General features: G+C 71.0%; 12 protein-coding genes. 3 read left to right on the forward strand and 9 right to left on the reverse strand.

Annotation, left to right across the window (positions count from 1 at the left end; genetic code table 11):
- Positions 1-14 precede the first annotated feature (14 nt).
- Together F603_RS0100605 and F603_RS0100610 are read left to right on the forward strand one after the other, a co-directional pair.
- The gene (locus F603_RS0100605) at positions 15-881 is read left to right on the forward strand and encodes a DMT family transporter (RefSeq protein ID WP_019544088.1); all 867 of its coding nucleotides are present in this window, start codon (positions 15-17) and stop codon (positions 879-881) included.
- Positions 875-1657, forward strand: coding sequence for a polysaccharide deacetylase family protein (locus F603_RS0100610; RefSeq protein ID WP_245600651.1), 783 nt, complete (start codon positions 875-877; stop codon positions 1655-1657). Before F603_RS0100605 ends, F603_RS0100610 begins: the two co-directional genes overlap by 7 nt.
- 169 nt (positions 1658-1826) lie before the next feature.
- Here F603_RS0100610 and F603_RS0100615 read toward each other — a convergent pair whose 3' ends face one another.
- The 6 genes from F603_RS0100615 to F603_RS0100640 form a co-directional block, all read right to left on the reverse strand.
- Complete coding sequence (locus tag F603_RS0100615; RefSeq protein ID WP_019544090.1) at positions 1827-2600, reverse strand: GIDE domain-containing protein; 774 nt, start codon at positions 2598-2600, stop codon at positions 1827-1829.
- 257 nt (positions 2601-2857) lie between these two features.
- Positions 2858-3886 carry a DUF4331 family protein gene (locus F603_RS0100620; protein ID WP_019544091.1) on the reverse strand — a complete coding sequence of 343 codons (1029 nt, stop codon included), beginning with the start codon at positions 3884-3886 and terminating at the stop codon, positions 2858-2860.
- 293 nt (positions 3887-4179) lie between these two features.
- Complete coding sequence (locus F603_RS0100625; RefSeq protein WP_019544092.1) at positions 4180-5016, reverse strand: ABC transporter ATP-binding protein; 837 nt, start codon at positions 5014-5016, stop codon at positions 4180-4182.
- Positions 5013-6068: a FecCD family ABC transporter permease gene (locus F603_RS0100630; RefSeq protein WP_019544093.1), complete on the reverse strand. Its 1056-nt coding sequence runs from the start codon at positions 6066-6068 to the stop codon at positions 5013-5015. The genes F603_RS0100625 and F603_RS0100630 overlap by 4 nt, the downstream gene beginning before the upstream one ends.
- A complete protein-coding gene (locus F603_RS0100635) occupies positions 6065-7111 on the reverse strand; it encodes a FecCD family ABC transporter permease (RefSeq protein WP_026328027.1) in 1047 nt (348 codons plus the stop codon). Before F603_RS0100635 ends, F603_RS0100630 begins: the two co-directional genes overlap by 4 nt.
- Complete coding sequence (locus tag F603_RS0100640) at positions 7108-8154, reverse strand: iron-siderophore ABC transporter substrate-binding protein (RefSeq protein ID WP_026328028.1); 1047 nt, start codon at positions 8152-8154, stop codon at positions 7108-7110. Before F603_RS0100640 ends, F603_RS0100635 begins: the two co-directional genes overlap by 4 nt.
- A 667-nt stretch (positions 8155-8821) precedes the next feature.
- Here F603_RS0100640 and F603_RS0100645 point away from each other — a divergent pair.
- On the forward strand, positions 8822-10891 hold the full coding sequence (locus tag F603_RS0100645) for a phosphocholine-specific phospholipase C (RefSeq protein ID WP_019544096.1): 2070 nt from the start codon (positions 8822-8824) through the stop codon (positions 10889-10891).
- 81 nt (positions 10892-10972) lie between these two features.
- Here F603_RS0100645 and F603_RS34920 read toward each other — a convergent pair whose 3' ends face one another.
- From F603_RS34920 to F603_RS0100660, 3 genes are all read right to left on the reverse strand, one after another.
- On the reverse strand, positions 10973-11068 hold the full coding sequence (locus tag F603_RS34920) for a GMC oxidoreductase (RefSeq protein WP_019544097.1): 96 nt from the start codon (positions 11066-11068) through the stop codon (positions 10973-10975).
- 1079 nt (positions 11069-12147) lie between these two features.
- Positions 12148-14448, reverse strand: coding sequence for a UvrD-helicase domain-containing protein (locus F603_RS0100655; RefSeq protein WP_037955092.1), 2301 nt, complete (start codon positions 14446-14448; stop codon positions 12148-12150).
- Positions 14445-21350, reverse strand: a complete 6906-nt coding sequence (locus tag F603_RS0100660) for a DEAD/DEAH box helicase (RefSeq protein WP_019544099.1) — start codon at positions 21348-21350, stop codon at positions 14445-14447. Before F603_RS0100660 ends, F603_RS0100655 begins: the two co-directional genes overlap by 4 nt.
- Between the last annotated feature and the right edge of the window lie 194 nt (positions 21351-21544).

The following is a 21544-nucleotide window of genomic DNA, read 5'->3' on the forward strand; positions in this document are numbered from 1 at the left end:
GGGAACTGCCGCCCGTGTGGGAAGTCGTCTCCGTCGCCTTCGCCGTGCTCGCCGCGCTGGGCAACGCCGTCGCCTCGGTGCTCCAGCGCCTCGGCGCAGCGCCGAAGCCGTCGACGCGGCGGGCCCTCGACTGGGCTCGGCACCTGCTGCGCGACCGGGTGTGGCTGGCGGGCGCCTGCGTCCTCGCGCTCTCCGGTGCGTCGCAGGCGGCGGCGCTCGCCACGGGTCGGCTCGCCGTCGTGCAGCCGGTGATGACGACGGAGCTGCCGTTCACGCTCGTCGTCGGGAGCCTGCTCTTCCGCAGCAGGCCCGACCGGCGTACGTGGCTGGCCTTCGCCGCGATGACCGCGGGCCTCGCCGCGCTGCTGTGGATGGTGCGGCCCTCGCACGGCGTTCCCTCGGTGCCGGGGGAGCGGTGGCTGATCGTCGGGGCGGGGGCCTGTGTGGCGATCGCCGTGCTCTCCGCCGTGGCGACGCAGTTGCCCTCGGCGCCGAAGGCCGCCGTGCTCGGTTCCGCGACCGCCGTCGCCTTCGCGCTGACGGCCGCGCTGATGAAGGACGCGACGGGGCGGATCAACGACGGCTGGGGCGCGCTCTTCACCGCGTGGCAGACGTACACGGTCGCCGCCGTCGGCCTCTTCGGTTTCCTGATGCTCCAGTTGACCTTCCGGGCCGGGACGCTCGTCGCCTCCCAACCCGCGCTCACGCTCGGTGACGCGTTCCTCAGCGTCGTCCTCGGCGCGCTGCTCTTCGAGGAACGCCTCACCCTGGGGGTGTGGGTCCTGCCCGAGATCGCCGCGCTCGCCCTCATCAGCTACGGCAGCTTCCAGCTCGCCCGAGCGCCGGCGGTCGCCGGACACACTCGGGAGGAGACATGGTGAACCGCTGCGCGGCGGCCGCGGTGGCTGCCGCCTCGGCCGGCGCCCTGTGGCACATAGGCCCCGCCGCCACCTGGCTGCCGCAGGTGCGGGAGCGGTTCGCGCCCGGGCTCGACGGGCGCGGGTCCCCCGGCCACATAGCCCTCACCTTCGACGACGGCCCCGACCCCGACACCACCCCCCGCTTCCTCGACGCCCTCGACCGCCTCGGGGTCCGCGCCACCTTCTTCGTCCTCGGAGAGCGCCTCCTGGACGACCGCAGGCTCGCCCGCGGCATGCTCGACGCCGGGCACGAACTCGGCGTCCACGGCTGGAGCCACCAGAAGCCGTGGTTCCCCGAGCCGCACCGCGAGGCGGCCGACCTGGCGCGCACCGCGGACGCGATCAGCGACCTCGGCGCCGCCCCGCCCACCTGGTACCGGCCGCCGTACGGCATCCTCACGGCCGGTCGACGGCGTGCGGCGGCGCGGGCCCGGCTGCGCCCCGTGCTGTGGACCGCGTGGGGGCGCGACTGGCGGCCGGCCGCCGACCGGCGCAGTGTCCTCGCCGACCTCTCCCGCCGGCTCACCGGGGGCGCGACGGTCCTCCTCCACGACAGCGACTACACCAGCACCCCCGGCTCCTGGCGCACGACGCTCGACGCGCTGCCCGACCTCGTCTCCTGGTGCCGGGCGGCGGGGTGGCGGGTGGGCACCCTGGGGGACCACGGAGTGGGACGAACGAGAACTGCTGTGCAGGAGACGGCAGTTGAGGAAGGGCGGGACCTCGGGACGCCGTGATCCGCGCCGGGACGTCCGCGCGGCCCGCCGGGAAGAGTTGGCGACTCGTTCCGCGCGACGCCCGAATCGCCGGGCTCGGCGTCGAGTCGGGGAGCGGCGGTCGGCCACTGGGCGGGCGTCTCCGCAACACGCCTGCCGAGGCGGCCGGTTGCCCCGGTTGGTCGGGTCGTCAGAGGACGAGCCCCAAAACGACGAGCGCCACCCCCGCGATCCCGGCCACCCCCGTGCCGATGCCGAAGCCCATCACCTTGCGGTTCCCACTGCGGACCAACTCCGCCTGCGTCCGGGTCGACATGAGGAAGACGCCGCTCTCGGCAGGCTCGCCCAGCGACAGCCGCCCACTCGCATCGGCGGCCTCGCCGTGCACGAAGAGCCGGACACCGGGGCGGACGACCCACTCCTCCTTCCGGAAGCCGATGGTCCCGCCGCCGCCGAGGCCGACGGAGACGGGGCCGATGGTGATCCGGTTGCCGCGGCCGGTGTGCGGCTCGAAGGTGTCGAGTATCTTCTCGGCGCGGTCCACCTGCTTGTCACCGGGGCGGACGACCATCCGGCCCGTCGCGTCCTCCACGAAGAAAGCGGTGGGGCTGGAGTGGTCGGAGACCACGTCGTTCCGGGTCCTGCGACGCCGGTTGCCGTTGCTGTCGCGGTACGTCTCCTCGTATCTGCGGGTGATGCGGTGCCGGTGCCAGACGCACTCCACCTCGCTCAACTCCGAGCGCAGCACGCCGTCCTTGTGGGCCCGCGCGGAGCCGACGACCTCGCACGGCTGCCGGAAGTGGCCCGGGCCCGCCGCCTCCGCCGCGGCCTCGTGCAGCGCCTTCACGTCCTTCACCGCCAGCGTCTCGACCCTCTCCAGGGCCCCCGTGCGCACGTCCGCCCGCTTCGCGAAGTACCCGCAGACCACAGCCACCGCAACGGCGAAGAGTCCTACCCAGAGCACAGAACTCCCCCCAAGGTCTCTTTCCGAGCTGCCGACCCTATCTGCGGCGCCTTCGCCCGCGCGGGGGAGGGTTGGCGCTGGGGGGACACCCTGCGGGACACGGCCGGTGCGGCCCGGTGCCGTGTTCCCGCGTCAGCGCGACGAACAGCAGTGGGAACCCTTCTGGGCGCCACGGCTCCAAGTTGACGCACCGCCCGACGGGAGGTTCCCCACGGTGCCCTGCTGTCGCTCCGGAAGACCGTCCGGCGCGGGCCGCCTTACTGCTGGGCGGGCACGAGGTACGGGAAGCGGTCGCTGCGCTGGCGTGCGGCGGCGGACGGCTTGAGGCCGGCGGGCACGGCTGTACCGGTCACCAGGCAGAGCATGGGCTCGGGGGTGTTGTCGGCCAGGGTGCGGCCGTTGGCGCCGGCGAAGCCGTAGCTCGCGGTGGTGCCGACGGTGTAGGAGAGCACGTCGGGAAAGAGCCGGTGGGCGACGATCCGGCCGTAGCCCTGCGGATCGCCGGAGGTCCCGGACGCCTTGACGACGGCGGCGACGCGGTCGGCGATGTGGTCGCCGTCCTCCGACAAGTCCCGGGAGGGATGGCGGGTGTTGGCGGGATTGGAGAAGTCCGTGTCCTTCGGCCAGAAGATCGGCCACATCATGGGGTGACCACCGCGGTTGATCTGGCGCCAGCCGCCGGCGTCGGTCGCCAGCTTGGTCGCACACCACACGCCGATCTCGGCGCCGGAGCTCAGTGCCTCGTCGCCGTGGGGGATCTCCAGGACGATCGTGTTCACGGTCGTACCGGCGAAGGTGTTCTTCGCCTGGTCTGGGTCCCAGCCCGTCAGATCGACGGCCGTTCCCTTCTCGACCGCGCTGTTGACGAGGGACAGGAGAGACAGGTCCATGTAGAAGGGGTCTTGGACGCGTCCCGCCCAGAGGCGGGCGCCGGAGGCCGTGGCGGTCTCGCCGGTGCGCCCCTCGAGGACCAGCTCTCCGTCGGCGTCGTCCTCACGGGCGGCCTGATCGGTGAGAACGTGCAGGCGCAGCGCCTGGGCGCCTTCGGCGTCGGGCTCGCTGAAAGAGATCCGGTAGGTCAGTGTCTCGAAGTCGGCGCCACCGAAGTGAATCTTGAACTCGTAGCGGGCCTCGGGGTGGAACCCCGGCTTCTGATGGACGCCCGTGATGTTGGAGTTGACGTCCATGACCAGCACGGTGCCGCTCTCACCGGGGAAGACGTACAGGTCGTCGATGAAGAGCTGGCCGTTCTTCGCCGCCTGCGGAGTGTCCAGATGATGTGACATGACCTCTTCCTTCTGCTCGAAAGGGTGGAACGTCGCCGTCACCCTATGACGCAGGACGATCACGGACGGTATCGACTCGGAGCGAGGAAGAGATCTCCGGTCGCCTTGCCGGCATGCTTCGCCGCCGTGATCGGTGCGCTCGTGCGGGGGCACGCCGTCAGCCCCGGGCGAGCGACGCGGTGGCGAGACCTCCCTCGTCCGCCCGACGCGGCAACTCCACCGGTGTCACGACGTGTTGACCGCCGCCCCGCTCAACGCGCCCCCGTACAAGCGGACTTGCCGCACCCGACGGCTCAGACGTGCGGCTCGTCCGCCGTCGCGGCGACCCCCGGCAGGACGTGATGGCGGCCGATGGGGAGCATCAGCGGCCTGCCCGAGACGGGGTCCTCGATGATGTGGCTGTCCAGGCCGAAGACCGTGCGGACGAACTCCGTGGTCAGCACCGTGTCGGGGGCGCCGGTCGAGTGGAGCCGCCCTGCTGCCAGGGCGATGAGGTGGTCGGCGTACCGGGCGGCGAGGTTGAGGTCGTGGAGGACCATGACGATGGTGGTGCCGCGCGTGCGGTTGAGGTCGGTGAGGAGGTCGAGCACCTCGACCTGGTGGCTGGCGTCGAGGAAGGTGGTGGGCTCGTCGAGCAGCAGCAGGTCGGTCTGCTGGGCGAGCGCCATCGCGATCCAGACCCGCTGGCGCTGGCCCCCCGACAGCTCGTCCACGGAGCGGTCCGCGAGCTCGACGGTTCCGGTGGCCTCCAGCGCGGCGGCGACGGCGGCGTCGTCCTCGTCGCTCCAGCGCGACATGAGCCCTTGGTGCGGATGGCGCCCGCGCCCGACGAGATCGGCGACGGTGATCCCTTCGGGCGCGACAGGCGCCTGCGGCAACAGTCCGAGGGTGCGCGCCAGTTGCCGCGCGGGCAGGCGGTGCACCTCCTTGCCGTCCAGGACGACGCGGCCCTCGCGGGGCGTGAGCAGCCGGGACATCGCGCGCAGGAGCGTCGACTTGCCGCAGGCGTTCGCCCCGACGATCACCGTGACCCGGCCCGCCGATACGGCGAGGTCGAGCGACTCGATGACGGTCCGGTCGGCGTAGCCGAGAGTGAGGTGCTCGGCGGCGAGCGAGTGCGAGGTGGTCACAGCGAGCCTCCGGCCCTGTTGGTGCGGACGATCAGGTAGATGAGGTAGGGCGCACCGAGCACGCCGGTGACCACCCCGACCGGGTAGCGGCTGTCGAAGGCGAACTGCCCGACGAAGTCGGCGACGAGCACCAGCAGCGCCCCGACGAGCCCGGCCGGCACCAGCAGTGACCTGCCGGGCCCTGCGATCCGCGCCGCGATCGGCCCGGAGAGGAACGCCACGAACGAGACCGGCCCGGCGGCCGCCGTCGCGAAGGCGATCAGCCCGACCGCCGCGACGATCACCGTGACGCGGCTGCGCTCGACGCGCACCCCGAGCGCGGAGGCGGTGTCGTCGCCGAGCTGCATGGCGGAAAGATTGCGCCCCTGCGTGAGCAGGACGGGGCCGAGGAGGACGAGCGCGGCGGCGGCCGGCACCACTTGCTCCCAGGCGGCTCCGTTGAGGCTGCCGGTCAGCCAGCGCATCGCCTCCTGGAGGTCCCACTCGGCGGCCCGGGAGAGGACGTAGGAGGTGACGCTGTCGAGCATCGCCGAGATGCCGATGCCGATGAGGATGAGACGCGTGCCGACGACCCCGTTCCGGAACGCCAACGAGTAGACGAGCAGGGCGACCGTGAGTCCCGCGACGACGGCGAGGACCGAGACCGCCGTCTCGCTCAGCGAAAGCGTCACCAGCGCGATCGCCGCGGCGGCGCTCGCGCCCGAGGAGATGCCGATGATGTCCGGACTGGCGAGCGGATTGCGCAGCATCGTCTGGAAGGTGACCCCCGCCAGACCGAAGCTGAACCCCGCCACCACGGCGAGGACCGCACGCGGCAGCCGCAGCCGTCCCACCGTGAAGGACGCCCCCGGCACGTCCTCGCCCATGACCACCCGCACCACGTCGTCGAGCGGATAGAAGGACTGCCCGGCCATCAGGCTCAGCACCAACGCGGCGACGACGAGGAGCGCGAGCACCAGCACCACGGCACGGCGCCGGGAGGCACGCCTGACGCGTCCGCGGCGGACGGCCTCGACCGTCGCGGCCCGGGGGCCGGAGACTTGGACGCTCACAGGGCACGCACTTTCTGCCGACGGACGATGTAGATGAAGAAGGGCCCGCCGACCAGCGCGGTGACGATGCCCACGTCGACCTCGGCGGGCCGGGCGACGAGGCGTCCCAGGACGTCGGCCACCGTCAGCAGCACCGCACCCAGCAGAGCGGAGAACGGCAGCAGCCAGCGGTGGTCGACCCCGACGAGCAGCCGGCAGGTGTGCGGCACGATGAGCCCCACGAAGCCGATCGGCCCCGCGGCCGCCGTCGCAGCCCCGCACAGCACGACGGCCCCGAGCGCGGCGACCGCTCTGGCGAGGGCGACGCGTTCGCCGAGCCCCGCGGCGAGTTCGTCGCCGAGAGCGAGCGAGTTGAGCGTCCGGGCGGACAGCAGGCTGAGGACGCAGCCCGCGAGGAGGAAGGGCAGCACCTGCCCGAGTCGGTCGAAGGACGCACCGCTCACCCCGCCGATCTGCCAGAGCCGGAAGCTCCCCGCGATGTCGTTCCTGGGCAGGATGACCGCGCTGACGAGTGAGGTGAACGCGGCCGAGGTGGCGGCGCCCGCGAGCGCGAGCTTCAGCGGCGTCGCCCCGCCCCGCCCGAGCGAGCCGACGGTGTAGACGAAGGCCGCCGAGACCGCGGCGCCCGCCATCGCCACCCAGATGTAGCCGGTCGCGGAGGAGAGCCCGAAGAACGCGACGGCCGAGACGACCGCGAGCGAGGCGCCCATGTTGACGCCGAGGATGCCGGGGTCGGCGAGCGGGTTGCGCGTCACGCCCTGCATCACGCCGCCCGCCAGCCCGAGCGCGGCACCGACGGCCACCGCGAGGAGCGTCCGGGGGATGCGCTTGGTCGCCGCGGCCTGCTCCAACGACCCGTCGCTCGCGCCTGTGAGCGCCATCCAGACGTCGGACCAGGCGACGGTCCTGGAGCCGAGCGCGAGCGAGGCCACCATGACGGCGGCGAGCACCAGGACCGCGACGAGGAGCCAGAGCACGCGTGTCCGCGCCGGACGCCGCCACACGGCGGCGTCCGGCGCGGATCGGGTGTCTACTGCCGTCACTTGACCTTGTCCGCGGCCTTGGCGAGCGCGGCGACGTAGTCGTCGAGCACCCACGAGATCGACAGCGGGGTCGGGTTGGCGGCGGTCCCCAGCGGCTCGGTGCTCGGCAGCAGGTAGGTCGAGCCGCGGTCGATCGCCGGCATCTTGGAGAGCAGCGGGTCCTTCTGGAGCGTCTTCAGGAGCTTGCCGCTGTCGTCGCCGTATCCGGTGACGATGTCGACGTCGTCGAACGCGTCGATCTGCTCGGCGCTCTGCGTCAGCGCGAACTTCTTCGTGCCCTTGGACGCCTTCGCGATGCTCTTCGGGATCTTCATCCCGAGGTCTTCGAAGAACTGCGTCCGGGTGTCGTGCGTCGTGTAGTAGCTGACCTTGCTGACGTCCTTGGTGTCGACGTGCGTCATGAACATCGCCGACTTCCCCTTGATCTGCGGGTACTTGGCGACGGTCTTGTCGATGTCCTTCTCGATGTCGGTGATCAGCTTCTCGCCCTTGTCGGCGAGGCCGATCGCCTTGCTGTTGAGCCGGATGATGTCGCGCCACGGGGTCGCCCAGGCCGCGTCCGGATACGCCACCACGGGCGCGATCTCGCTCAGCGTCTTGTAGTCCTGCTTGGTCAGCCCGGAGTAGGCGGCGAGGATCACGTCTGGCTTGGTGTCGGCGACGGCCTCGAAGTCGATGCCGTCGGTCTCGTCGAAGAGCTCCGGCGTCTCGGCGTTCAGCTCCTTCAGCCGCTCGTCGACCCAGGGCAGGACGCCGTCATCGTCGTCGTCGCCGAAGTTGGCCGCCGCCATGCCGACCGGCACGACGCCGAGAGCGAGCGGCACTTCGTGGTTGGCCCAGTTCACCGTGGCGACGCGTTCGGGCTTCTCGGGAAGGGTGGTCTTCCCCAGGGCGTGCTCGACGGTGAGGGGGAAGGACTCCGAACTTCCCTTCGTGTTCTTGTTCTTCTCATCGGAGTCGGAGGAACCGCTGCCGCAACCGGTGAGGACGAGCCCCGCAACTGCGACGGCGGCGGTGAGCAGGCGAAGGCGATGCGAACCTATCAACTTGTTCTCCACTTTCGAGATGGCTGGGTGCCCTCCTCGCACGCCTGGGACCCGGGATGCCGTCGTGGAGCTGTGCACCGTACTCGCGCAAACCAATTAGGTAAGGCTTGCCTTGGTACTTTAGGTTAAGAGGGGTTGCGTCGCAATCGACCGGCTGGGACGGAAGTTGCGGGGATCGGGGCAGGTGCGTGCGTCTCTGTAGGTCTGAGGCGGCCAACACGTGCGTGGGAAAGGGGAGTTGGCGGTCGGCCTCTTGACGGAAGGCCGGGCGGCACGCTCGTTCGGAGCCGGGTGTGAGCCCGGTGACACGGCGGAACGCCGCCCCGAAGGCGCTCGCCGGGCCGTAGTCGACCCACCGTGCCCCCAGCCCAACGGCTACCACGTCGCCTGTTCCGGCCCTTTCGCTGTCGACGGAAGGTTCCTAGGGCGGGGCCGGCAGGACGGGCGACGCGCCGCGTCAACTCGCCCGATGCGCTGCCGTTCGCTCATCCGCACCTGAAAACGCGAGCCAACTTCCGTACGGGGCAAGAGCGGCGGGTCCAGTGTTTTCCCGGCAAGTGACGTGAAGCACCATCCAGTAGACATGAGTCTTTCGCAATGGCTGTGACCTTGGCAGGCTTCACGAGTCCTTACCGTCACGCACACCTTTGCGAGGTTCTTCGTCATGGCCGAACTGAACAGGCGTCGCTTCCTGCAGATCACGGGAGCAACTGCGGGCTTTGCGGCGCTTTCCGGCAGCATCGACCGGGCCGCGGCGATCCCGGCCGCGCGCCGCACCGGCTCCCTCGAGGACGTCGAGCACGTCGTGGTCCTGATGCAGGAAAACCGCTCCTTCGACCAGTACTTCGGCGCCATGAAGGGGGTACGCGGCTTCGGCGACCCCCGGCCCGTCACGCTGCCGAACGGCAAGTCGGTCTTCCACCAGCCCACGGAGCCGGGCTCCGGAACGGAGGTGCTGCCCTACCGGGCCGAGGACGAGGACCTCGGCATGAAGTTCCTCGCGGGCCTGGACCACAGTTGGAACGGCAGCCACAAGGCGCTCAACGACGGCGCGTACGACGGCTGGATCGCCGCCAAGTCCGAAGAGACGATGGCTCACATGAACCGGGACGACATCCCGTTCTTCTACGCCCTCGCCGACAAGTTCACCGTGTGCGACGCCTACCACTGCTCGTACATCGGCAACACCGAACCCAACCGCTACTACATGTGGGCGGGCTACCAGGGCGGCGACGAGGACGGGATCGGCGGACAGGTCGTCTCCGGCGACGAACCGGGCAACGGCGGCACCACGTACCCCGAGCGGCTGGAGGAGGCCGGGATCTCCTGGAAGTGCTACCAGGACATCGGCAACGGCCTGAACGGCGCCGGCGAATGGGGCTGGACCGAGGACGCCTACATCGGCGCCTACGGGTGCAACACGCTGCTCTACAACGAGAACTACCGCAAGGCGAAGCCGGGCGAGCCGCTGTACGAGAAGGCGCGGCGTGGCACCGAGATCAAGAAGAGCGGTGAGCTGCTGGACGACCTGCGCGCCGACGTCAGCGCGGGCAAGCTGCCGCAGGTCTCCTACGTCACCGCGCCCGAGGCGTTCGACGAGCACCCCAACTGGCCCACGAACTACGGCGCCTGGTACATCGCACAGGTCCTGGACGTGCTCACCTCCAACCCCGAGGTGTGGAGCAGAACGGCCCTGTTCATCACCTACGACGAGAACGACGGCTACTTCGACCACGTGGTCCCGCCCTACGTGCCCGCCACCGAGGACCAGGGCGACGCGACGATGGACACCGCGGCCGACCACTACAAGGGCGACGCCGAGAACCAGGCGGGACCCTACGGTCTGGGCCCGCGCGTGCCGATGCTCGTCGTCTCGCCGTGGTCGACCGGCGGCTACGTGTGCTCGGAGACCTTCGACCACACCTCGATCATCCGCTTCATGGAGCGGCGCTTCGGCGTCCACGAGCCGAAGATCTCACCGTGGCGCCGGGCCGTGTGCGGCGACCTGACCTCGGCCTTCGACTTCTCGCTCAAGGAGACCGGCCGCCCCGAACTGCCGGACGTCGACGAGTACGAGCCCACCGACAACGAGCGGCACGACTCCTACAACCCCCCGCGTCCCGACACCCCGCAGGCACTCCGGCAGGAGAAGGGCCGTCGCCGCACCCGGCCGCTGCCGTACGCCCCGGCGGTCGACGGCGAACTCGACGCGGCCCAGGGCAGGTTGACGCTGACCTTCGGCGGCGGCGAGAAGGCCGGCGCGCACTTCCACGTGACCTCCGGCAACCGCACCGACGGCCCCTGGGTGTACTCGACCGAGGCCGGAAAGACGCTCTCGGCCACGTGGTCGACGGAAGCGTCCGAGGACGCCTACGACCTCACGGTCCACGGGCCCAACGGGTTCCTGCGCACCTTCCGGGGCAGGGCGGCGGAGGCGGGTCCCGAGGTCACCGCGCGGCACCGGGCCGGCACCGGCGGCATCGAGCTGACGGTCACCAACTCCGGTGCGGCCAGGGCGACCCTGCGCCTGACCAACGGCTACGGCGGCCGGAGCGAGACCCTCACGGTGCGCGCGGGCGAGACGCTCACCCACACCGTCGACCTCCGGGCGACCAAGCGCTGGTACGACCTGCGGCTCCTCAGCGACCACGACGACACCTACCTGCGCCGCCTGGCCGGACACGTGGAGACCGGCGAGCCGGGCGTGAGCGACCCGGCCATCGCCACCGCCTGATCAACTCCTCGGCGCGGGCCGCCTCATGGCGACCACGACGACCACGGCGGGCGGGGCAGTGCTCGGCCACGGCCGTGGTGGTCAGTCGGCGTTGGCGGTGGGCAGCACCGACGCGTCGACGACGTAGAGGTTCTCCGTCCCGTGCACGGCCCCGTCGAGCCCGACGGGGCCGTGCACGGGACGGACGTCGGCCCCGGCAGGTAACGGCGCGTGCTGGTAGGCGCCCGCCGAGCGCAGCGCCGTGGCGAGGCCGCCGGGGCTGCGGACCGCCGCGAACGGGCGGCTCCCGCGCCCAGCAGGCCGCCGAGGCGCGGCGTACGGGCGAGCTGGAGCCCCGTCATCGGCCGTCCGGTGTCGCGGGGGTCCTGGGGCCGCGGGCCGATGGCGGACGCGGCGAAGCGGTCGGCCGAACGCAACCACGGCGCCCCGTCGAACGGGGCCGCATCAGCGCTGTCCACAGGGCGAGTCCCACCCAGCCGTCGCCGATCGATACGGACTCGACGGGAAGACTTGCAGACCGACGGAGCTGGCCGAGGCCCGCCGACAGCTTGCCAACCGCGAGCCGCGCCTCACCTGGTACCGAGCGGCGCTCGACGCAGGGCCGGACGCAGCCCAGATCGCCCAGTGGATCAGCGAGACCCGGCAGGAGAAGGGCGCCGTCGCACAGCGGCTTCGCGCCGCTGCCCCGCGCACCCGGGCAACCGCATCTCCGAAGCGGAGCCGGAAACCATGCCCCGCACGCTCGGCGACATGAAAGACAGGCTCCTCGCCACCGACCCCGCCGACGAACGTCCGACCCACGCATCGTTCGGACCGACCCCCACACACGACGAACGACGGCAGACCGTGACCGTTGAGTCACGTCCCGCCGCCGCATGTGGGTATGGAGTGTGTCGGGAGGGGGAGCGGGGCTGTTGCTCCACGGGTTGCGGCGTTGACGGGGGAATTGCTGCTTACAGCTGAGTAGCCGTCCACTTGACGCACCCGAGAGGGGGCCCCATCCAGGCGATCATCGCGCTTCGCGGACATACCCCAGGCGTACCAGGAGCTCTGCGACAGCACGGTCGTGCCCTGACCCTGACCTGCGACCAACGCCTGCTCGGTGAGATCACCGGCGCATAGTCGCCGCCTGGGCGCAGTGCGGCCGTCTGCCGTACGTCGCTCCCGTCGTCTCAGAAAGACCGGAGTCCCCAATTGCGGTGCGCTGGCCTGCAACGCCAGCGCACCGCGCAGCGATGCCCTCTGGGGCCCCACCCTCAGCTCTGCTTGCTCAGCAAGGGCTTCAGGAACGGGCTCGGGGTACCGTGCCATGAGATGGTCAGACTGTCGCGGGCGCGGGTCGTGGCGACGAACAGCAGCGAGCGGGCGCGCTGGATCTCCCGGGCATAGCGTCCGGGGTCATTCGTGCGGAGCCGTTCCACGGCGGCACGCGGTACCAGCCCGTCGCTCGCCCCAGCGATGATCACATGCTGGTACTCCAGTCCCTTGAACCGGAACATGGTGCCGATGTGGACCCCGCTGCCGCCACGCGGCCCGTCGGAGCCGATCTCGACCGCGCGGATACCGTGCTGAGCCAGGACGGAGGCGAGCTCGCTGGCCATCTGGTTGGTCGGCACCGCGATCGCGATCTGCTCATGCGGTACGTCCCCCCACCCCGCGATCGCTTCCGCGATGTCATGGCGCTCGGCCTCCCAGTTGACACAAGGACGAAGTTGGGGGTGCCCTCCGCTGAGCACGGAGTGGTAGCCGGCGAGAGTCTCGGTACTCCCGTCGAGGTCGTCGTACTTCTCCTGGGCGAGGACGCCCAGCGCGTCGCGCAGGATCTGCCGCGTGGTGCGATAGCTCAGGTTGAGCCGCGACGATCGGCCGCGGATGTTGATGCCGAGGCTCCCGAGTGCCACCTGGTTCTTGTAGATGCGCTGGTGGGTGTCGCCGACCAGGAAGATGTCGTTGCGGTCCCGGGCGGCCATCGCGCGCAGCATCTTCCAGTGGGCGGGCCGCAGGTCCTGCGCCTCGTCCACGACGATGTGGCGGTAGCGGTATCGCAGCCACCCGCGTGAACCGTCCTGGAGGTGGATGTTGTCCCGGCCGCCGGCGTCTTCGCGCTGCCGTTCCACGGCGAGAATGCGCTGTTCCCGTTCCATCTCCAGTCGGGCGGCCCGCTCGGAGACCTGGTCCCAGGTCTGTCGGCTCAGCCGGTCGAGACGCTGGGTGAAGCTCTCGGCGAGCTGCCAGATGGCGGCACGGTCGCTGCGGGAGATCTTCTTGCCACGGCCTGCCCGGCGGGCGCGGAAGTACTCGGTCCGGGAGGGGATCGCCTGCCCGAGGATCACCTGGCTCCACTCGTCGTGCAGGAACTCCGCGTCCCACCGGGACTCGCCGAGTTCGTCGAGGAGCGCGCGCCACTCCCGTACTGCCTGCGCGTCGTCGATCGTCTGCTTTCGGCTGTTGGGTTCTGCCTCCCGGACGCTCCGCAGTGCCAGTTGGTCGACGTGGCTGACGTCCACTCGGGAAAGCAGCGCCTCACCACCCAGTTCCAGCAGACGGGAACGCAGCTCGGCGGCCAGATTCTTGTTGAAGGTGGTCAACAGGATGGGCTTGGTGTGGCCGGAGGGCAACTGTTCTGCCAGCTGCTTCACACGGTGCAGGGCCACGATCGTCTTCCCCGTGCCGGGCCCTCCGCCCACCCGCGCAGGACCGGAGTAGTCGCGTTCCACGATCTTGGTCTGTATGGGATGCAGGAAAACCTTCCACCGGTTGAAGCTGCTGCCCTCCAACGCGTTGCGCAGCGCCTCGTCGGTGGTCGTCACCATCGTCGCCGGGCGTTCGGCCGCTGCCTGCAGGTCCTCGCGGTCGACCGGCTCCGATGCCGAGACCGGCGCGGTGACCCTTTCCAGCACCTCGTCGTAGGGGGTGCCGTCATAGAGCGCGAGCAGGACCTCGCCGGTGAGCTGAGGCGCGAAATCGATCAGACCGAGGAGCTGCTCCTCGGTGGTGAGGGCCTGGATCACCGGTACCAGCGGCTCGGCCACGCCGAGGTCGGTGAGCTGCTCCGCGTCCCAGTCGGCGAACAGAGCGGGGGGTTGCTCCGTGGCCTCCACGGGCCCGGCCGAGGTGGGGCGTTCCGGAGCGACTGCGGGCTCCTGCGGAGGGGTGGTGGACTCCTGTGCCGCCGGCGTTTCTGCCGGTGCCAGCCCGCGCAGGATGCTGTCCTCGACCACTTCGAGGTCGACGTACTCGATGCCGCCCGTGATCCGGTTGACGGAGTACGCGAGACGTTCGGGGTTGTCGTACGCGTGCTTGCGGTGCCGGACGGAGACGATGAGCCAGTCGTCGCTGCCGAGCTGCAGCAGCAGGGCGCGGTATTCGTCGTTGACCCGCGCCGACCACAGCTTGCTGTCCCCCTTGAGCTGCTGCAGCTTGAGGCCGGTGGCATGCGAATTGCTCTTGAACTTGTGCTGGAAGTCGTAGATCGCGCCCTTGACGGACCGGGGGAGCTTGAGGATCTCCTTGTCCGCCTTGTCGAGCAGGCGCAGTGTCACATTGGCGGCAGTCATGCCGTCCCCCCATCTTCCTGATGTGCTTGAGTTTTGCGGCGTGCTGCACCGGACGATGGCTGCCCACCAGTTCCCGCGACCCGTTCGGCGATCTCCCCCACGATCCACCGTGACGCCGGACGCACGTCCCAGCCCGCCGCCGCGAACGCGCGGTCACGGTCCTCCGCCTCCGGATCGTGCTCCTCACCGGCCGCGGGGCAGGGAGCCAGCACGACCCCGATGCGCGCCTGCGGCCAGGCGAGTTCGGCCATCCATCCGTTCCGGTCGAGTTCGTAGCCGTCTTCCGGAGGCGGAACGGTGTCGTGGTCCGCGAGGGCCGTCGCGAGGTTCGCGAGGCCGGGCTCGTCCGGGTCGAGGTATTCGAGGATCTCGTCCCAGCGGGGGTCGTGCGCGTGGCCGTCACCCGTCCTGGACGCGTGGGGCGCGGCGGCGAGGGCGGGCGCCGGCTGAGCGGGCGCCATTGGCTGGGACGAGGACTCGGCCTCTTCCGCCGCGAGCTCCAGACGGAGCGACTCCAGCAGCCCGGTGCCACCGGTGACAGCGAGCGTTTCCAGCGGGAAGGCAGCGAGCTGCCCGAATGTCAGCTGTACGCCGTCCCCCTCGCCGTGATCGAGGAACTGCAGCAGATTGCTCCAGAACAGCCACGCCCCCCAGCGGTGCCGGTGCTGCTCTTCGTCACCGAAGATCTCGTCGCTGTCGTCCAGCGCCGCCAGACCGCTCCACACCGGAGGCGTGTGGCGCCCGTCGGCAGCGCAGACGATGCGGCACCCTGAGGCGTCCCGGGCGGTGTAGAGGTTCGTCCTGCCCCCCGGCTGCGGCTGAGGCGCGACGCCTCGCAGGGCGGCTCCCAGGTGCTCCACCAGCCGGTCCTGACCCACTGGTCCGCCCTGTGCCCCCGCGCCCAGCAGCCCGGCGAGGGCAGCCTCGGCCCGCCACTGCCAGCGTGCCGGGTCGGGAGCCCGAAGGTAGGAGGTGAGCAGAACGGCGGGGTTCACCCACACGGTCTCGGACAGCTCGCCGGGCATGCCGCCCCGCACCCGCCCGTAGTACGTACGGGCCCTGGCCCGGCCCTCGTCACCGTAAGGCAGCCACGTCGCCGAGAGCGGAGCAGCTCCCGCGTAACCGACATCCCGCACCCTGCGCTGCCACTCCCGCACGTCGCGGTAGGTCAGTTGGAGGACCCGCAGCCCCTCGGCACGCAGCTTCGTGCGTTTGGCGGCGTCGTCGGCGAGCTTGTTGTGCGTGCGGGAGGCGTGGAAGGCGTAGCCGTCCAGGTAGAGGGCCACGCGCGGGCCGGGAGCGTCCAGCCGTTCGAAGAGCACGTCGGGCCTGGTGCCGTCCAGCACCCGCTGCTGGGAGACCCGCCAACTGCGCGTCGTACCGTCGTCACCGGTGAGCCGCAGGTTCAGGGCGTAGGCACCGGCCGGAGTGGTGTACGTGTCCGCGCTGGCGGCGGACTCGGGCAGGGCCGCCCACTCCCGGAGGGTGTCGAGGAACATCACCTCCAAGTCGCTCTCCGCCTGCTGGTGCAGCGGGATCTGCTCCGTCGTACGCACCTCGGAGGTACTCCAACGGGTGCTGTCGGGCCCCAGGAGTTCGTCCAGCATCTGCCGGACCTCCTGACGGCTCACCCTGTTGTAGTCACCCGGTGGCACCCGCCGCAGCAGGCACCGGTGGCAGCCGTCCAGGCCCTTGTCCCGGCACGGGCAGGCGTCGATGACTTCCCGGGCCTTCTCCAGCACCTCGCGGAAACCGGTGGGGGAGGAAAGCCGGTGCAGGTATCCCGTTCCTCCGGGAAGCCGGTCGTAGACGACCAGGAACCGGCGCGGCCAGTCCGCCGACCCCTCGTCGGGCATCGAGGCGGCGGCGATGTCGATGTGGTCCGGGTCGCCCCCGTAGCGGGCGGCGATCCCGGTGAACAGCGCGGCGGTGAAGGACGCCAGGCGCTCGTTGGCCCGTGCGACCGAGGCCGGCAGCAGGATGCGCACCGCCTCGGTGACCAGCTCGTGGACGAGTAGCAGCGGAACGTCCTCGCCCTTGCCCTGCGCTTCTACTCCTCCATGCACGCGCCTGCGGGGACACCACAACTGGTGGTGTTCGCTTGCCTTCGTTGACCGGGCGAGGGAGTCGGTCAGCGCGTGCTGCGGCCGGTCGACGACGGGGCGCCCATTGGCCGTGGCGCCCCCGCAACTGGTGCACACGAAGAACGGGTTGATCCGAACCTCCTCCCCGGCCAGCGGCACGGTGCTGCTGCCGTCCTGCCGGTCGAGGCCCAGATTCAGGGTGCGGATGACCGCGTGCCGGGTGAAGTCCGCGCCGAAGGTCGCCGCATCGTGCCGCCAGGAACCGGGGACGAGACGGGCCGGATCGATGTCCACCGTGGTGAGGACGGAGTAGCGGCGGCGGTCGCGCTCCTCGCGGTCGTCGCGCACCCTCGCGTCGTCACGCTTGTCCCGGGCGATGACGCGCTTGGGTTCGAGGACGTGCTGCACACAGCCGGCGTCCGCGATCTCCCGCGAGCCGCAGCGGGGGCAGGGACTGGTGTCCTGCTGCGCCTTGCGGGTCCGTGCGTAGCCGCACGCCGGGCACAGCCGCCAGACCGACCAGGCGCGCCGTTCGGGGCTGCCGATGTCCAGCGCGCGTACGAGATGCTTGTACCCGTTGACATAGAAGCTGTTGCCCGGCGCGAGCTCGGTCAGGGCCAGCTTGCGGGAACGCTCATAGTCCCGCACCGCGCTCTGGTACTTCTTCCGCGGTTCCTCGCCCTCCGCCTCCTCGTTCTCCTCGGTCCAGTAGAGGGTGCCCTCCAACTGGGTCGTGGAGTCGGACAGGCTGTAGTTGGGCAGCAGACCGAGTTCGACCAGCGCACCGTGCGCGCTGGTGTGGCTCAGCTCGCGCAGCAGATTCCCCGTGGTGCGCCGCTCGGCCAGCAGTTCGCGCCGCTCGCGCTCCTGCTCCCGGTCGCTGCGCAGTAGCCCGTCCACCGACTCGTCGATGGCCGCGATACGCCGCCGCAGTTCCTCGCGCCGGGCGGTCCAGCTCTCCTCGGCCTCCTGGAGCGAACGGGCGAGGCCCTCCGGGGAGGTCGCGTACTCACGGAGCGCATCGGCGGCGTGCTCGGTCACCCCGGTGCCCTCCGCCGTCCCCGCGGGGAAGAGCGCGAGGAACTCCTCCACCAGCCGCGCCCCGTGGGTGAGCGCCGCGTCCGCCAGGTCCTGGCACCAGCCGGATGTGCCGAACAGCGCGGACACCAGGCGGGGGAGAGGCTGGAGCACCTCACCGTCGGCCGTGGTGACCTCGCCGCGCGCGGCGAGGTCCAGCAGGTGGGCCGTGTACTGGCGGCGCAGGATCTCCACTGCCGACAGATAGCAGCCGGGCGGCACGATGTCCCCGGAGATCATCTCGCGTGGCTCGTCCAGATAGTAGAGATCCCGGGCCCGCCGCCCGCCGAAGGCGACGATGAGCGCGTTCCCCGTCCTGCGCCCGGCGCGGCCGGCCCGCTGCACATAGTGCGCCGGGCCGTCGGGCAGCGAGCCGAGCAGCACGGTGGACAGGTCCCCGATGTCGATGCCGAGTTCCAGTGTCGGGGTGCAGGACAGGACGTTGGGGTCGGTGTAGTGGGACCCGGCCTTGAACGTACGTTCCGCGCGCTCACGTTGGGCCCTGGTCAGCATCCCGGTGTGCTCGGCGGTGACGACGCGGTAGGTGCCGCCGGTCAGATAGAGGTTCCGGTAGTAGTCGCCGCGGTAGTCCCGTCCCGCAACCGTGGCGCCGGAAGCCGTACCAGTGGGCGACATCTGCGGCTGCGGGGCTGTCAGCATCCCCTTGCAGCGGTAGCGGGGGCAGGGGTGCCCGTACCAGCGGGTGCGCCGCTCGGGCGGCACCACCTGCTCCCAGCCGCACCTCTCGCAGCTGACGAACGCCTTGTTCACGGCCGCTTCGTCCAGCAACCGCACCTGCACATGACCCGGCTGCAGCCCGTAGACCCGGGTCGTCCGATCGAGCGCGGTCCGTACGGAGAGCACTCCCTCGTCCGCGAGCAGCGGCAGCAGCCTGCGCAGGTACTCCGCCGCGCCCGCCGCGTCCAGCCCCAGGCAGCGCTGGGTCCAGTCCTGGTACCAGCCGCCGCGCCCGGCCAGGGCGTCGAACGCCGTGCGCTCCTTGGGCTGGCCGAGCAGAAACCGGGGCGGCGCCACACCCTCCGGGAACGCGGGCATGCCGTCCGGGCGCCCGCCCCAGATCCGGTAGCGGGTGACCCCCGCGTCCTTGATCCAGGGCTCCAGCCACCGGTGCCGCACCCCGCCGCGCAGCCGCATCCGCTCCAGCAGGCCGCGCACATACGCCGAATAACGCTCAGGTGTCGGCAGTCCGTTGCCGAGGGTGAGCTGCCCCGGCAGGGACAGGTGCAGGTCCCGGGCGAGGGCGGCCACCCGCTCCGGCTCCGGGACCGCGACCTCGGCGGCGGCCGTACGGGTCAGTTCCAGCGTGCGCCCGAGCCGGGACCGCAGCCCGAATTCCATGACCGTGGCGAACGCCAGCCGCTCACCGATCAGCTTCCACGTCCGCGCGTCCCCGGTCCCCCGCCCGGACAGCAGCCGGTCCACACCCGCCTCACCGTGCAGATCGGGCGGGACGACTGCGGCGAGCGCGTCCACGTTGTCCACCGTGTCGAGCACGTTGCCGATCAGCTCGTTGAGGGCGCAAGGCGCCCCGGAGTCGTCCAGGTTGTGGGCCAGCAGGGTTCGCAGGGAGAACTTGTACGACGCGTTGGCGACGTACCCGGCGCGGTGGGCGGCGTCCTGCGTAGAGTCGTTGAACAGGAGCGTCTTGCGCTCCTCCGCCGCCAGCGCGATCTCCTCGCCCCCGGTGAAGAGCTGCGTCACCGCGGCGGAGGCGAGTGCGGGCAGCGCCGTGCCCAAAAAGCGGATGCCGTTGTCGGTGTGGCAGGCGGGGCAGCGGTCGTCCTTCGCCGCCTGGTCCGCGGTCTTCTTGTCCAGCAGCGCGAGAGCGAACCAGGCGTCGAGCAGCTCCTCCGCGTCCGTGGCCACCGGCATCCGGTAGGTGCCGCCCGCCCCGTCCAGCACCACCACCGACTGCGGGTCCACCCCGCCCGACGCGGGCCGGTCACCGGTCAGCGCGTCCAGCGCCTCGCGGGCCTCGGAGGCGGTCGCGGAGATGAAGTAGCGGATACGCCACTTGTCCCGGCCCAGCCCGGCCCGCCAGATCTTCTCCGCGTTCATCTCCAACTGCTGCGGACTCGCCTCGGGCGAGAGCGCCGCCCAGCCGGAACGTCCGCAGTTGCGGCAGTACACAGCAGGCAGATGGGTCTGCGCCGGCCGCCGTGCCGTGTCCGAGCCCGGCAGCGGATCAGGGCGCCGCGAGTCGGAGGAGGGCCAACTGTCGCTGCCGGACGACTCCTCGTCGCCCGCGGCCTGCGTGTTCAGCACGGAGCTGAGCGCGGCCTCCCGCCGTGCGGCGGCACGGTCGTCCTCGTGCCAGCGGAACTCGGGAACGCCGGCCACCCCGCGCAGCACCCGGGTGACCGGGCGGACCCACAGATGCGCTTCGATGTGCAGCAGCGGGCGCGGGTTCTTCTCGTCCGACTCCGGATCACGCGCCACGGACAGCAGCGCCACGAAGCGGGCGAGCGCCTCCAGCGCGAGCCGGGGATTCTCCCGCGCCGCGCGCGCCCAGGCGTACCCGAACCGGGCCATCCGGTCCCGCAGCCCCCACTCGTCCAGCGGTTCCCCGTCCAGCAGCGCCAGAACGCCGTGCGTGAAGTCGTGCCGCTTGAGCATCCGCCCGAGCTGGAAGGCGTCCAGCCCGGTTCGATCCAGCATCTCCCGCGCCAGCCCATCCAGATCCAGCAACTCGGGCCGCGACTCGACCCCCGGCCCCCCGGACACCTCGATGACCCGCTTCGGGGTGGGCGGCTCTGGCAGCGTGTAGTCGACCTCGCCGGTGAACGCGGTCGCGTCCTGCCGCTCCTCGGTGATGACCGCGTCGGGCCCGAACGGCGTACCGAAGACCTGCTCCGCGACCTGGAGCAGGCCGCTGGAGGTGCCCCCGCCCGCAATGTCGGACGGCTCGCCCTCGCCCAGCGTCGCCGAGGTCGCGACGGGGCAGATGTCACCGAGCGGCCGGCCGGGCCGCGCGGCCCCGACCGTGGCGGCCAGGCGGCGCAGCAGCATCGCCACATCAGTGCCCTGCGCACCGTCGTAGGTGTGGAACTCGTCCAGCACCACGTACTGGAGCGCCGCGTCCTGCCACAGCGCCCGGTCCTCGGCGCGCTGCAGCAGCAGGTCGAGCATCTTGTAGTTGGTGACCAGCACATCCGGCGGGGTCCGGCGCATCTCCTCGCGCCGCGTCATCACCTGACGGAAGTCCGTGTCGGGCCGGTCGCCGATGTACAGCCCGGCCGTCACCTGCGCCAGCTCCGGCTGCGCCAGACAGTCGCTGATACGGCCCGCCTGGTCGGTGGCCAGCGCGTTCATCGGATACAGCAGGACAGCCTTGACGCCTGCTCGCCCCCGGGCCCGCTCGCGGCGGCAGTGGTCCAGCACCGGCATCAGGAACGACTCGGTCTTGCCCGACCCCGTGCCGGTCGTCACCAGCGTCGGCTCGGCCGGACCGCGCAGCGTGCTCAGCCGCTCCCACGCCTTGGCCTGGTGCCGGTACGGCGTCCAGTCGGGGTGCCACTCCAGCGCGCTCTGCCACCCGTCCTCGGCCTGGTGGAACGGCGTACGGATACGCAGGTACGGGCCCCGGAAGATGCCCGCTTCCGGGTCCCCCAGGAACCGCTCCAGCGACCGCCTGGTGTCCTCGTCGGCGAGCGCGTATGTGGTGGTGAGGTACTGGATCAGACTGCCGCGAAGTTGCGCGGCGGCCAACGTCGGCCTCACGGATTGTCCTCCAGCGTCCCTGCATACCCCACCTGTCACACCCACCGTATCGGGACGACGCCGAACAGTCAGCCTGACCAGCGAAAACGGTCCATCTGACGCGATTCGGCGCCGGTGGCCGGATCGCGCTCCCGCGCTGCGCCGCCCTCTTCCCCGGCCGGTCCGTCCCGATTCACCCTGAGTGTCGGATACGA

Origin of the sequence: Streptomyces sulphureus DSM 40104 (assembly GCF_000381025.1) — a bacterium.
Lineage (GTDB): Bacteria > Actinomycetota > Actinomycetes > Streptomycetales > Streptomycetaceae > Streptomyces > Streptomyces sulphureus.

Coding starts and splice junctions, on each gene's coding strand:
- F603_RS0100620 (WP_019544091.1), bottom strand. CDS start 3,886: ATGTCACATCATCTGGACACTCCGCAGGCGGCGAAGAACGGCCAGCTC.
- F603_RS0100655 (WP_037955092.1), bottom strand. CDS start 14,448: ATGACTGCCGCCAATGTGACACTGCGCCTGCTCGACAAGGCGGACAAG.
- F603_RS0100645 (WP_019544096.1), top strand. CDS start 8,822: ATGGCCGAACTGAACAGGCGTCGCTTCCTGCAGATCACGGGAGCAACT.
- F603_RS0100610 (WP_245600651.1), top strand. CDS start 875: ATGGTGAACCGCTGCGCGGCGGCCGCGGTGGCTGCCGCCTCGGCCGGC.